This is a genomic window from Bacillus paramobilis (assembly GCF_038096195.1).
GTDB lineage: Bacteria > Bacillota > Bacilli > Bacillales > Bacillaceae_G > Bacillus_A > Bacillus_A mobilis.
This window is the reverse complement of sequence record NZ_CP151108.1, coordinates 3,984,444-3,998,730: the sequence shown is the minus strand read 5'-3', so window position 1 is coordinate 3,998,730 and position 14,287 is coordinate 3,984,444. Positions and strand designations below refer to the sequence as shown.

The window sequence follows — 14,287 nt, the reverse complement described above, 5'->3', positions numbered from 1 at the left end:
ATATTTTCAGAAAACATTGTTGAATTGTGATATATTCGTATACTAACTATGAAATTTTTACAAATATATTAAAAAAATTACATAATATAACTAAATATTGAAAAAATATTGAATTTTTAATAAAATTCAATATGTAATACATATTATTTATTAGGGGAGGAAATAAGGGATGAACAAGAAACCGTTCAAAGTTTTGTCATCAATCGCTTTGACAGCTGTATTAGGTCTTTCATTCGGAGCGGGTGGCCAGTCTGTATATGCTGAAACACCTGTGAATAAGACAGCTACGAGCCCAGTTGATGATCATTTAATTCCAGAAGAACGTTTAGCAAATGCGCTAAAAAACCGTGGGGTAATTGATTCGAAAGCTTCAGAGACAGAAACAAAGAAAGCTGTCGAAAAATATGTAGAGAACAAAAAGGGTGAAAATCCTGGGAAAGAAGTATCAAATGGGGACCCACTTACGAAAGAAGCATCTGACTTTATAAAGAAAGTGAAAGATGCGAAAGCAGATACGAAAGAAAAGTTAGACAAACCAGCAACAGGAACACCTGCTGCGACTGGACCGGTCAGAGGTGGTCTAAATGGTAAAGTACCAACTTCTCCAGCAAAGGGAAAAGAATATAACGGTGAAGTTCGTAAAGATAAAGTACTCGTGTTACTTGTAGAGTACGCTGACTTTAAACATAACAATATTGATAAAGAACCTGGTTATATGTATACTGACGATTTTAACAAAGAACATTATGAAAAAATGTTATTCGGTAATGAGCCATTCGCATTAGAGGATGGCAGCAAAATCGAAACGTTTAAACAATATTACGAAGAGCAATCTGGCGGTAGTTATACAGTAGACGGAACAGTTACAAAATGGTTAACAGTTCCTGGTAAAGCTGCTGATTACGGTGCAGATGGTGCGACAGGTCATGATAATAAAGGACCAAAAGGACCACGTGATTTAGTAAAAGATGCATTAAAAGCAGCTGTAGATAGCGGTATTGATTTATCAGAGTTTGACCAATTCGATCAATATGATGTAAATGGCGATGGAAATCAAAAACAACCGGACGGTTTAATCGATCACTTAATGATTATCCATGCGGGTGTTGGACAAGAAGCAGGCGGTGGTAAATTAGGTGACGATGCAATTTGGTCACATCGCTGGACTGTTGGACCAAAACCATTCCCAATTGAAGGCACACAAGCGAAAGTTCCATATTGGGGCGGAAAGATTGCAGCATTCGACTACACAATTGAACCAGAAGATGGCGCAGTTGGTGTATTCGCACATGAATATGGTCATGATTTAGGTCTTCCAGATGAGTATGATACAGATTATACTGGTGATGGTGAACCAATTCAAGCTTGGTCTGTTATGAGTGGTGGAAGTTGGGCGGGTAACATTGCAGGAACAACGCCAACAAGTTTCTCGCCGCAAAATAAAGAGTTTTTCCAAAAAACAATCGGTGGTAACTGGGCAAATATCGTAGAAGTAGATTACGAGAAATTAAATAAAGGTATCGGTCTAGCAACATATTTAGATCAAAGTGTTACGAAATCTAACCGCCCAGGTATGATTCGTGTTAACTTGCCAGATAAAGATATAAAAACAATTGCTCCAGCATTTGGAAAGCAGTATTACTACAGCACAAAAGGTGACAATCTTCACACAAAAATGGAGACGCCACTGTTCGATTTGACAAATGCAACGACTGCGAAATTTGATTTCAAGTCATTGTATGAAATTGAAGCAGAGTATGATTTCCTTGAAGTGCATGCTGTAACAGAGGATGGCCAAAAAACATTAATCGAAAAACTTGGTGAGAAAGCAAATAGTGGCAATGCACATTCAACAAATGGAAAATGGATTGACAAATCATACGATTTAAGCCAATTCAAAGGTAAGAAAGTAAAATTAACATTTGAGTACATTACAGATGGTGGTTTAGCATTAAACGGTTTCCTACTTGATAATGCATCACTAAATGTAGACGGTAAAGTAGTATTCTCTGATGATGCAGAAGGTACACCGCAGTTCAAATTAGATGGGTTCGCTGTATCTAATGGAACAGAGAAGAAGAAACATAACTATTATGTAGAGTGGAGAAACTATGCTGGTTCAGATAACGCATTGAAATATGCTCGTGGTCCAGAATACAACACAGGTATGGTTGTATGGTATGCAGACTCAGCTTATACAGATAACTGGGTTGGTTTACATCCAGGACATGGTTTCCTTGGCGTAGTTGATTCTCATCCAGAAGCAATTGTTGGAACTTTAAACGGTAAACCAACAGTAGCAAGTAGTACACGATTCCAAATCGCTGATGCGGCGTTCTCATTCGATAAAACGCCGGCTTGGAAAGTTGTATCTCCAACGCGCGGAACGTATACGTATAATGGCTTAGCAGGCGTACCGAAGTTTGATGATTCGAAAACGTATATTAATAAACAGATTCCAGATGCAGGACGTATTTTACCGAATCTTGGCCTGAAGTTTGAAGTAGTAGGACAAGCCGATGATAATTCTGCAGGTGCTGTTCGTTTATATCGTTAATACAGTAAAACTACCGAAAGATTTTCTTTCGGTAGTTTTTTTGTGAGCAATGAATTTTATATAAAAGAAGAAATTATATATAATGTAACTTTATGAATAGAAATTTATTAAATATGAAGTCTATATAAATAATGAAAGAATTGGATAAAAATAGTGGGAGAAGGTGAATGAATGAGTGTTTCTTCTATTGTAAATAAACAAAAGGCATATTTTTATAATGGTCATACGAGAAGTATAGAAGTGAGAAAGAATAATTTGAAGAAGCTTTATGAAGGCATTCAGCGCTTTGAAGAAGAAATATTTCAGGCATTGAAATTAGATTTAAATAAGTCAGTTCATGAGTCGTTTACAACGGAAGTTGGATATGTATTAAAAGAAATTTCCTTTCAATTGAAGCATATTTCATCGTGGAGTAAACCGAAGCGTGTTCGAACAGCACTCACTCATTTTGGATCAAAGGGGAAAGTAGTGCCTGAACCGTACGGTGTGACACTTATTATTGCACCGTGGAACTATCCGTTTCAATTAGCAATTGCACCTCTTGTAGGAGCGTTGGCGGCTGGAAATACAATCGTTTTAAAGCCGTCAGAGCTAACGCCAAACGTTTCCAAAGTGCTTATGAGAATGTTAGAGGAAATATTCCAAGAAGAGCTTGTAGCGGTAGTAGAAGGTGGTGTAGAAGAGAGTACGGAATTGCTACGGGAACCGTTTGATTATATTTTCTTTACAGGTAGTGTTGGTGTTGGAAAAGTTGTGATGGAAGCAGCAGCGAAACGGTTGACGCCACTCACGTTAGAACTTGGTGGAAAAAGCCCGTGTATTGTACATAAAGATGCAAAAATAGATGTAGCAGCAAGAAGAATTGTGTGGGGGAAATTTTTAAATGCAGGGCAAACGTGTGTAGCGCCTGATTATATGTATGTGCATACTTCGGTGAAAGGACAGTTAATCGAGGCATTACGACACGAGATTGCGGAGCAGTATGGGAAAGAACCTTTGCAAAATGACAATTATGTACGAATTGTGACTGAACGTCATTTTGAACGTTTATGTACATTTTTGAAAGATGGTAAAACGGTAATCGGCGGGAACTATAAAAAAGAAACTTTACATATAGAACCAACAGTGTTAACGAATGTTACATGGCAAAGTACTGTTATGGAAGATGAAATTTTTGGTCCGATTTTACCAATTATAGAGTACGACAACATAGAAGAGGTAATTGGCACAATTCAGCAACATCCAAAGCCGTTAGCGTTATATGTATTTTCTGAAGATAAAGAAGTACAAAAGAAAGTGACGAGTAATATTTCATATGGCGGAGGCTGTATTAATGATGTTGTCTATCATCTTGCAACGCCATATTTACCTTTTGGTGGCGTTGGAAGTAGTGGATTAGGTAGTTATCATGGGGAAGAAAGTTTTCGGACTTTTTCACATTATAAAAGCATTTTAGCCCAATCTACGGCATTCGATATGAAAATTCGTTACTCTTCTACAAAAAGTGCTTTAAAATTCATACGAAAGTTGTTAAAATGATGATGGTGTTTATCAGTAGGCGTAGCCGTATGATAATAGCCCCTTCGCAATGGAAGGGGTTTTTCTGTTCGACACATGTATCGTGGGAAAATGAATCAAACATACTACATAAAGAATAGAAGAGAACGCAGCTAAACAACCATTTTTGTTTGGATCGAAACAAAAAATAGTCTATAGAACATAAATATTTATTCATGAATATAAAAATTAAAATTTAAGGTAGATAGGACGGGAAAATGAAAAAGATTATTAAAGTTGAAGCAGTAGAAAAACATTTTGGAAATCAAGTGATTATCCCACCTCTTTCTTTAGACATTAAAGAAGGGGAATTTTTAACGATTTTAGGGCCGAGTGGTTGTGGGAAAACAACGTTACTGCGCATGATCGCAGGTTTTGAAACGCCAACTAAAGGGAATCTTTTATTAGATGATGAAAAGATTAACGATTTGCCACCATATAAGCGCCATATGAACTTAGTGTTCCAACATTATGCGCTATTCCCACATATGAATGTGGAGAAAAATATTTGTTTCGGTATGAAGATGCAGAAGGTACCGGCAGCAGAGCAGAAAGAGCGTGCTGAAGAGGCAATGCGTTTAACGCAGTTACTTGAGTTCCGTAATCGTAAACCTGCAAAGCTTTCTGGTGGACAGCAGCAGCGTGTAGCAATTGCGAGAGCGATTGTAAATAACCCGCGTGTATTATTACTAGATGAGCCACTTGGGGCGTTAGACTTTAAGTTAAGAAAAGATTTGCAACGTGAATTGAAAAACTTACAACGTAATTTAGGAATTACGTTCATATACGTAACGCACGATCAAGAAGAAGCGATGAGCATGAGTGATCGTATTGTCGTTATGAATAAAGGACATATTGAACAAATTGGAACGCCGAAAGAAATTTACAATAAGCCGAAAACGATGTTCGTTGCGACATTTATCGGTGAAAATAATATTGTGAAAAACGGGGAAGGCTATGTAGCAATTCGCCCTGAAAACGTAAAGGTACGTTCGGTTGAAGAACCGATTTTAAAAGAATACCATCTTGGACATATTGAAGACGTTGAATTTGTTGGAAATATGGAAAAGCTTTATGTACGTGACGAGAAAACATCAGAATTACTAATGGCATATCAAACTGCTGAAGAAGCAGCGCAGTGGAGCATTGGAGATAATGTATACGTAGGCTGGGAGCAAGAGGACGAGGTGACCTTAAATTGAAAAAAGGGAAATTACTCGCACTACCGACAGTCGCGTGGCTGTTAATCTTCTTCCTAATTCCCCTTCTGTTTGTATTGGCATTTGCCTTTATGCAGCGCGGGGCATATGGGACAGTGGAAATGCAATTTACGTTAGAGAATATAGCTCGTGTGTTTGATCCACTATACATGGGAACGTTATGGGAAACTGTTAAGATTGCAGTTATTACAACAGTAATCTGTTTAGTAATTGGTTATCCATTTGCTTATACAATTACAATTGTTGATCGTAAATACCGTTCCATTCTTTTATTATTGGCAACGATCCCGTTTTGGATTAACTTCCTTGTTCGTTCATACGCATGGATTGTTATTTTACGTTCACAAGGTCTTGTAAACACATTGCTATTGAAACTAGGTATTATTAGTGAACCGTTAAATTTACTATATAATACCCCTTCTGTAATACTCGGAATGGTATATTCTTTATTGCCATTTATGATTTTACCAGTGTATGCAGCGATTGAGCAGCTGGATAAGCGTAAGCTAGAAGCAGCTTATGATTTAGGAGCAACACCAGTAAAGGCATTTTGGAATGTTACAGTACCAATGACGATGTCAGGGATTGCTACTGGTTCTATTTTAGTGTTTGTTTCTTCTATCGGAATGTTTGTTGTATCAGACGTTATGGGTGGATCGAAAGTAGCATTAATCGGAAACGTAATTCAAAATCAATTCTTAGGAGCGCGTGACTGGCCGTTTGGATCTGCGTTATCTATGATTGTTGTTCTATTCTCTGTTCTGTTAATTTACTTATATTATCGTGCAACGAAAGTATATAAATATGATGGGAACGGAGGGGAATAGGCAAAGATGAAGAAGTTTTTAGTTTCTTATTCTTGGTTAATTTTATTGTTCTTGTATTTTCCAATGATGGTTTTAATGGTATATTCCTTCAATGATTCTCGCATTAATGCGGAATGGGAAGGTTTTACATTCCATTGGTATACAGATTTATTTCAAAAGCAAGATGTTATTGATGCGTTTGTAAATAGTATGACGATTGCGATTGTAACGACGGTTGTAACGACAGTTCTTGGTGTGATTTTCGCGATTGCATTACATCGTTATAAATATCGTTATGAAGGGGCTATTAACGGTCTTGTTTATTTACCAATTTTAATTCCTGATATTTTAATGGGATTATCTTTACTTATCTTATTTAGTCAATTAGGTATGGAACTTGGCAAAACAACAATTATTATTGCGCACATTACATTTAGTATTTCATTTGTTGTCGTTATTTTAGCAGCACGTCTTTCTGGTATGGGACGTGATTTAGAAGAGGCTGCGAATGATTTAGGTGCAACGCCGTGGCAAACGTTTCGTTATGTAACGTTCCCAGCAATTGCACCAGGAGTTATTTCAGCCGCATTATTAACATTCACATTATCAATTGATGATTTTGTAATTAGTTTCTTCGTATCAGGACCAGGATCAACAACATTGCCATTATACATTTACAGTATGGTTAAGCGCGGAGTATCACCAGAAATTAATGCACTTTCTACAATTTTAATTGTAGCTATCGTAGGATTAATGGTTCTATCTGAAATCTTCCGTAACAAAGGTGCAGATGGTGAAGAAAACTCTGGAGGACACCTTCCTTTATAATACGAACGATATAGAAAGTACGAGGGGGTAATAAACCGATGAAATTAATGAAAAGATTAGCCGGCGCAGCAATTAGCTTTAGTCTTGTAGCTGGTGTACTTGCTGGTTGTGGTGAAAAGAAAGAAGAGTTAAACATTTATAGCTGGGCTGACAATTTTGATGAGCAAGTGCTAAGAGATTTTGAAAAGAAATATAACGTGAAAGTTAACTATGATAAGTACGCAAGTAACGAAGAAATGCTCGCGAAATTACAAGCTGGTGGCGCAAAGTATGATTTAATTCAGCCATCTGATTACATGGTTAAAACAATGGCAAAAATGGATTTATTAGCGCCGTTAGATAAAAAGAATATCCCAAATATCGAAAATATGGTTTCTAATTTCAAAACACCTGCGTTTGATCCAGAGAATAAATATTCTCTAGTATATACTTGGGGCGTAACAGGTATTGCGTACAATAAAAAGTATGTGAAAGAAGCTCCTACAAGCTGGGCTGACCTATGGAATGAGAAATATAAAGGGCATGTAACATTATTAAATGATTCTCGTGAAGTGTTAGGAATGGGTCTTAAGAAGCATGGATTCTCAAACAGCACGAAAGACGATGCACAGTTAAAGACAGCTGCAACGGATTTACAGAAGCTACTTCCAAACTTATTAGCATTTGATACAGATAATATTAAACAAAAATTCATTACAGAAGATGCTTGGATCGGAACAGTTTGGTCTGGAGATGCAGCATTTATCGCAAAAGATAATAAAGATGTAGAGTACGTTGTACCAAAAGAAGGCGGCACAATTTGGGCTGATACGTTAGCAATTCCAAAAGGTGCAAAAAACAAAGAGCTTGCAGAGAAGTTTATGAACTACTTATTAGATGAAAAAGTAAGTGTGAAAAACTACGAGTCAATTGGATACAGTAATCCTAATGAAAAAGCTCATCCTCTTCATAGTAAAGAATATCGTGATAATCATATGATCTTCTTAACGAAAGAAGAATTAGATCGTACAGAATGGCTTGTTGATGTAGACGATAAGCTAAAAGACTATGATCGTTACTGGACAGAGTTAAAAACAAAAGGTAAATAAGTAAGGAAATGCGGTTTCTAAAACAGAAATCGCATTTTTTCATAGTAGGAGGAAATCGCTTGAAGAAGAAGCTACATCAATATGAGGTAGTATGTATTGTTTTATTACTTGCTGTATTTGGCATTGTTGCTTGGCGCGTACATGCGGGTGGCGTTACAGTGATGGATACATATGTCCGAGCATTAGTAAAAGGATTACAAACAGAAGGTTCGCTTACATTTTTTTCACACTATACAAAATTAGGTTCTGCTATCGGGATCGTAACTACGTTAGCTATAAGTTTACTTGTTTTTTGGAGAAAACGTTATTATGCGGCGATGATCGTGTATCCAATGGGTATTTTAATAACACATCTTGTTAATAAAGGGATAAAAGAAATTGTGAAAAGGGAGCGTCCTTCATTAAATGAAGCGTTGGATGCGCTTGGATATAGTTTCCCTAGTGGGCATGCAATGTTATCTATTATGACATTCGGCTTTCTTGCTTATATCATTGCGGCAAATTTGAAGAGTGTAACGGGGAAATATGTTATAACGATCTTGATGGGAATCTTAATTGTATCGATTGGATTAAGCAGAGTTATTTTAAATGTGCATTACCCAACTGATATTTTAGCTGGTTATTGCGTAGGTGGTATTTTGTTAATTATGGCGATTTACTACCATCGTTTACTTACCGAGAGATTGGGGCTTAATAAAGAGAGATGAAAAAACGTCTAGAAAAACTATTATTATAGTGTTTCTAGACGTTTTTTGTTTGTACGAAGATGTGATACAGTATAAATAACAATTGAATTATTTAAAGTAGGTGAAAGTGCGTGAAGACAAATGTACATAAAGTGGATAAGTGGGGGAAGTTAGGCACTTTTTTGTATCAGTTTCGTTATACAGTAATTGTAGCATTACTATTGCTTGCGATAGCGCTTGGTATTTTTGCCCCAAAGCTACCAGGAGTATTAGGTGGTGACGGTTTCCAAACAGAAGGGGACTATCAAAAGACGAAAGAAATTTTAGATAAAGATTTTAAGAGGTCTCAAGATACACTTTTACTCGTTTTTGAAAAAAATAAAGGTGTTTCACATGAAGAATTTCAAAAGCAAGTAGAGGGAATTGTAAAAAATGTACAAGAGAAAGAGACTTATGAATCTTTCCATCACCCAGTGCAAAATAAAGAAATGTTACAAGATGATATCGGCTATGCGACAATTTTATTTTCCGGGAAAACAAATAAGGAACGAATGGAAAAGACATTACAATTTGCTGATAAAGTCGAAAAGGAAAGTAATGCAGCGTTAAAAGTAACGCCAACAGGATTTCCAAAAATTAATCAAGAGATTAATGAAAGAACGCAAAATGATTTAAAAGTAGCAGAGATGATTGGGTTACCGATTGCATTTCTCGTATTACTATTTTCATTTGGTAGCCTTTTAGCATCTATTTTACCAATTGTAAATGGGGCACTTAGTGTTATTAGTACGATGGGAATATTATACTTTATAGGTGTCGATAAGGAACTATCTATCTTTGTGTTAAATGTTGCACCGATGATTGGACTTGCCTTATCTATTGATTTTGCGCTATTATTTGTAAATCGCTTTCGAGAGGAAGTTGCAAAGCGAACGGTAAAAGAAGCGATAGCAATTACATATCAAACAGCAGGGCGTGCAATCGTATTTTCAGGATTATGTGTATTTGTTGGATTATCCGGCTTGTTTTTCTTTAAAATCGATTATATTCAATCTGTCGCAATTAGCGGAATGATTGTTGTGATTATGAGTATTTTATTTTCACTCACACTCCTTCCAGCGCTATTATCCTTAATTGGTAAACGAATATTAAAAAAGAATCAAGTAGCACATACACCAGCAAAGGCGTGGCGTAAATTTGCACAATTTGTAATGAAACATCCAATTGCGATGATTATTGTCGTTACAACATTTATTGTTATTTGCTTATTACCATTACGTACTGCGAATTTGCAGTTCCCTGACGTAGAAGCTCTACCTAAACAAAGTGATACAAGACTTGCATATGAGAAGTACGAAGAGGCATTTAATGAAACTGCAAAAACACATGCTGATGTTACGTTAGTGGTAGAGACGAAAAAAGATATGAAAGAAAAAGAAAGTTTACAAAAGGTAGAAAAAGTCGTTCAAAAGTTAAAAGATGATAAGAAAGTATATGAGGTAAGAAGCTTATACGACGGATTAACTGGTATGAAAGCAGATCAAGTTGCTGGAGTGTTAGAGTCATCAGAAGCAGCGAAACTAGCTCCTATATTTGAAGCATATACGAAAGAGAATAAGACGACGATAGAAATCTTTTTGAAAACGAAACCACGTACTGAAACTGCTAAACAATGGATTCGTGATTTTAAACAAAATTATAAAGAAACAGATGTTACGTATTATTTAGGCGGGATGACGACGTTCCAACAAGAATTAGAAGATGAAATTAAAGATAAAGTTGCAATTGGTATGTCTGTTATATTTGGATCGACCTTTGTTATATTATTATTTGCATTCCGATCTATACTCATTCCAATTAAGGCGATTATTATGAATATACTTAGTTTAAGTGCAACAATCGGAATTGTTGTTTGGTTATTTGAAGGTGGACATTTTGGTTTAGAAGCGAGTCCTGTTCTATTTGTCTTACCAATCTTCATTTTCGGTCTCGTATTTGGGCTTAGTATGGATTATGAAGTCTTTCTTATTTCACGTATTCATGAACTGTATGAAGAAACAGGAGATAACGATCAAGCTACGTTAGAAGGACTTGTGTCAACAAGTAGGATCATTACATCAGCTGCGTTAATTATGATTGTTGTAACTGGTGCGTTTGCCTTTACTGATATTTTACCAGTACGGCAAATGGGGCTGGGCGTTGCATTAGCGATATTCCTTGATGCAACAATTATTCGTCTTATGCTCGTACCAAGTTTAATGAAATTGTTTGGAGACTGGAACTGGTGGTTACCATTTCGAAAGAAAAGAGAAAAATCATCGTAAAAAATACTCATCTTATAGATGAGTATTTTTTTATGAATAGCAAGACCTACATTTTGCAAATAGTATGTGATAAGAACATTACATATAAGTAGGTGAAGGCAATGTTTCGTTATTTTAAGTTTAAGCTAAATGATACAGTACAGTTTGCAGAAAACGATGGGCATATGTATCGCATTGTCGGTTATCGGTTAGAAAAAGGATTTTATCCAAAAGATGAATGGACTCATATTATTTATGAATTGCTGAGAGATTTTGATGGGTATACGATGGATGCGGAAGAGGAGGAACTTGTAAAGGTCATTCAAGTAGAGGATGAGTATTACAAAATACAAGAGGTATCGGGCTATCGTTATCCAGTAAAAATGAAGCAAAAACAACAAGTGATGAAAGTAGAAAAAATTGATGACTTATTAGATACGTATAATGATTATAAAAGATTGGCGGATTTCTTTAAAGATTTATCGTATGAACAAAAAGCGGAAGAAGTATTGCAAGAAATGAAAAGGCGTAGAGCGTGAGGGGCAGTCTATTATAAGACTGTCCTCTATTTTTGACGGTGCATCAAAGAGTATTTTCCGTTACAATGAGAGAATCAATAGAAATAAGGTGATACAGTATGGAAACGAATAAAAAGGGCGAATGGTGCGAGATTACTGTTCCAGCGAAATGGAATGGCATAAGTATTGATTCGTTATTAAAAATAGAATGGGAAATACCGAAAAAGTTGTTACATCAGCTTCGTATGGAAAAAGGTGTTACCGTTAACGGAGAACAAAGAAGATGGAATGAGCTTTTAAAAGAAGGCGATAAGTTGCAAGTTCATATGTTTGTGGAGGAAGAATACGATGTAGAGCCTGAATATGGTGAATTACATGTAGTATATGAAGACGATCACGTACTTATCGTAAATAAGCCTGAGAAGATGGACACACATCCTGCTGAAAAAGGTGGAACGGGAACACTTGCAAACCTGGTTGCCTTTCATTTTCAAATGCAAGGTTTAGAGACGAAGGTTCGTCATATTCATCGGTTAGATAAAGATACGACAGGTGGTGTTGTGTTTGCTAAGCATAGAATTGCTGGTGCAATTATGGATCGTTTATTAATGGAACGAAAAATTAAAAGAACATATGCGGCGCTTGTTGAAGGAAAAGTAAAAGGTAAGCAAGGAACCGTTGACGCAGCTATTGGAAGAGATCGTCATCATGCGACGAGACGACGTGTTTCTCCAAAGGGAGATCAAGCGATCACATATTATAAAGTAGAGAAGTATTTTAAAAAACAAAATGTTACGTTTGTGACGTTACAATTAGAAACTGGTAGAACTCATCAGATTCGTGTTCATATGAGCTATCATGGTAATCCATTAGTTGGAGATGTATTATATGGTGGACAAACGAAACATATGACAGGGCAAGCATTACATGCGATGAAGATTCATTTCTTACATCCAATTACGAAAGAAGAGATCGAAGTGGATGTACCATTTCCTACAAAATTAAATAATACAATGAAAGAATTTCAAAGAATGAATGCGTAAAGTGTAAGTTTAAGTTTGAGAAAAGTAGATTTTTGCAGGGATTTCTCTAAAAGAAGCGAAGCCGTTAAGAGAAAAGAGAGGTGAGAATCACTTGATCAAATATAAATATATATTAGGAATATTTTTCGCTTGTCTTTTAGTTACTCTATGTCTTTATCCATATTTACCAAACTTTATGGCAGTACATTGGAATGAAAATGGTGGGCCGAACGAGTTTATGAGTAAACAAGTTGTTATAGCATTTATTCCTTGTCTTATTATTTTTTTACATGGATTCGTGTATATTATTTCACATAATATATATAAGGTTAATGAAGGCGAGCATATCATTATAAGTGGATTTCTAAAGACGATTACATTATTTATGTTGTTTATCCATATGCTCATTCTCTTTATTAATTGTGGAAGCATGATATCCTTCCAGACAGGACTAACAATTGGAATTAGTATGTTTCTTTTTATGCTTAGTAAAGGCTTTAAAACAGTTAAGAGTACGGAAAAAGACCCAATCAAATTACAAAAAATTCGTTTAGTGAGTAGGCGGATTTTTCAAGTGATGGCATGTAGTATATTGTTTTCATTGTTTTTGAACTTGAAGTGGGGGTTTTATGTGTTACTTAGTGTAATAAGCTGTGGCTCTATTTTGTTTATGTTCTACATAATGTACTCATACATAATAGAAAGTTATGAAACGTAAAAAAAGAGTCTTCTCATTATGAGAAGACTCTTTTAATCTATTTACTTCGTAATAAATTGTTGTGTCCAGTAGTTGCCGCTTTCTACATAGCCAACACCGATGTGAGTGAAGCCGTTATTTAAGATGTTTGCACGGTGTCCAGCACTGTTCATCCAAGCTTGTACTACTTCTTCAGGTGTACGTTGGCCTTGAGCGATGTTTTCACCGGCAGATGTATAAGAAATACCAAATTTCTTCATCATGTCAAATGGAGACCCGTATGTAGGGCTGTTATGATCAAAGTAGTTGTTTTTTTGCATATCTTCAGATTTAATGCGTGCTACTTTGCTTAATTCAGTATCGATTTTTAAAGCTGGTAAGCCTTGTTTTGCACGCTCAGCGTTTGTTAATTCAACAACACGTTGTTCGAACTCGCTTAAAGATTTTGCTTCTTCAGCAGGCTTTTGCTCAGCAGGTTTTTGTTCAGCAGGCTTTTGAGTATTGTTGTTTTCAGCAGGTTTTTGAGCTTCTGGTTTTTGAACTTCTTCAGCAGGCTTTTGCTCAACTGGTTTTTGCTCAACAGGCTTTTGAGTTTCTGGCTTAGCTGTTGGTTGCTCAGTTACAATATTTTCAGTAGGTTGTTGACCAGGAATAATGCAATTTGGTTGGAAGTTTCCTTGTTGCCATTGTGCTAATGATTCCACGCCCATAGATTGTAAGAATGCTTGTAATTCTTGTTGGCTCATTTGCTTCATCATCACTTTTGAATGCTGAATATTTTGAACCTTTATATTAGATGGTTGTACTGTTGCAGCTTGTGCATCTAGAGAAGATACTCCTAAAGTAAGAGCCGTTGCAGCAGCTACAGATAATAAAACACGCTTTTTCATGATGTGTGTCCCCCTATATAAAGTTTTAATTTGTTTTCACACGATTTGTTTTTGACAGCCTGTCTGACTGACAAATTCATCGTAGCATAGATTTTGCGAGAAAAAAGATGGAAAA

Annotated in this window: 12 protein-coding genes; 11 read left to right on the top strand and 1 reads right to left on the bottom strand. The window is 36.1% G+C overall.

Features of this window, described 5'->3' with window-relative positions; translation table 11 throughout:
- The first annotated feature begins 169 nt into the window (after nt 1-169).
- From inhA1 to AABL52_RS20400, 11 genes are all read left to right on the top strand, one after another.
- The gene (gene inhA1 / locus AABL52_RS20450) at nt 170-2,557 is read left to right on the top strand and encodes a M6 family metalloprotease immune inhibitor InhA1 (RefSeq protein WP_341518284.1); all 2,388 of its coding nucleotides are present in this window, start codon (nt 170-172) and stop codon (nt 2,555-2,557) included.
- Between the two features lie 171 nt (nt 2,558-2,728).
- Nucleotides 2,729-4,096: an aldehyde dehydrogenase gene (locus AABL52_RS20445; RefSeq protein ID WP_341518283.1), complete on the top strand. Its 1,368-nt coding sequence runs from the start codon at nt 2,729-2,731 to the stop codon at nt 4,094-4,096.
- A gap of 236 nt (nt 4,097-4,332) precedes the next feature.
- Nucleotides 4,333-5,316 (top strand): spermidine/putrescine ABC transporter ATP-binding protein PotA, encoded by a 984-nt coding sequence (gene potA / locus AABL52_RS20440; protein WP_000720323.1) that lies wholly within the window; start codon nt 4,333-4,335, stop codon nt 5,314-5,316.
- Nucleotides 5,313-6,161 (top strand): spermidine/putrescine ABC transporter permease PotB, encoded by an 849-nt coding sequence (potB, locus tag AABL52_RS20435; protein WP_000715496.1) that lies wholly within the window; start codon nt 5,313-5,315, stop codon nt 6,159-6,161. The genes potA and potB overlap by 4 nt, the downstream gene beginning before the upstream one ends.
- 6 nt (nt 6,162-6,167) lie before the next feature.
- A complete protein-coding gene (gene potC / locus AABL52_RS20430; RefSeq protein ID WP_000714201.1) occupies nt 6,168-6,968 on the top strand; it encodes a spermidine/putrescine ABC transporter permease PotC in 801 nt (266 codons plus the stop codon).
- Between the two features lie 38 nt (nt 6,969-7,006).
- Nucleotides 7,007-8,056 (top strand): spermidine/putrescine ABC transporter substrate-binding protein PotD, encoded by a 1,050-nt coding sequence (gene potD, locus AABL52_RS20425; RefSeq protein WP_000772504.1) that lies wholly within the window; start codon nt 7,007-7,009, stop codon nt 8,054-8,056.
- 59 nt (nt 8,057-8,115) lie between these two features.
- A complete protein-coding gene (locus tag AABL52_RS20420; RefSeq protein ID WP_097845385.1) occupies nt 8,116-8,763 on the top strand; it encodes a phosphatase PAP2 family protein in 648 nt (215 codons plus the stop codon).
- 110 nt (nt 8,764-8,873) lie between these two features.
- Entirely contained in the window at nt 8,874-11,066 is a 2,193-nt protein-coding gene (locus AABL52_RS20415; protein WP_341518282.1) for an MMPL family transporter, read from the top strand.
- A 101-nt stretch (nt 11,067-11,167) separates the two neighbouring features.
- Nucleotides 11,168-11,584: a hypothetical protein gene (locus AABL52_RS20410; protein ID WP_000490295.1), complete on the top strand. Its 417-nt coding sequence runs from the start codon at nt 11,168-11,170 to the stop codon at nt 11,582-11,584.
- Between the two features lie 98 nt (nt 11,585-11,682).
- Nucleotides 11,683-12,606 carry an RluA family pseudouridine synthase gene (locus tag AABL52_RS20405; RefSeq protein ID WP_000449647.1) on the top strand — a complete coding sequence of 308 codons (924 nt, stop codon included), beginning with the start codon at nt 11,683-11,685 and terminating at the stop codon, nt 12,604-12,606.
- A 91-nt stretch (nt 12,607-12,697) separates the two neighbouring features.
- Nucleotides 12,698-13,303 carry a DUF1648 domain-containing protein gene (locus tag AABL52_RS20400; RefSeq protein ID WP_000598991.1) on the top strand — a complete coding sequence of 202 codons (606 nt, stop codon included), beginning with the start codon at nt 12,698-12,700 and terminating at the stop codon, nt 13,301-13,303.
- A gap of 41 nt (nt 13,304-13,344) precedes the next feature.
- Here AABL52_RS20400 and AABL52_RS20395 read toward each other — a convergent pair whose 3' ends face one another.
- Nucleotides 13,345-14,172, bottom strand: a complete 828-nt coding sequence (locus AABL52_RS20395) for a CAP domain-containing protein (RefSeq protein ID WP_341518281.1) — start codon at nt 14,170-14,172, stop codon at nt 13,345-13,347.
- Nucleotides 14,173-14,287: the final 115 nt, after the last annotated feature.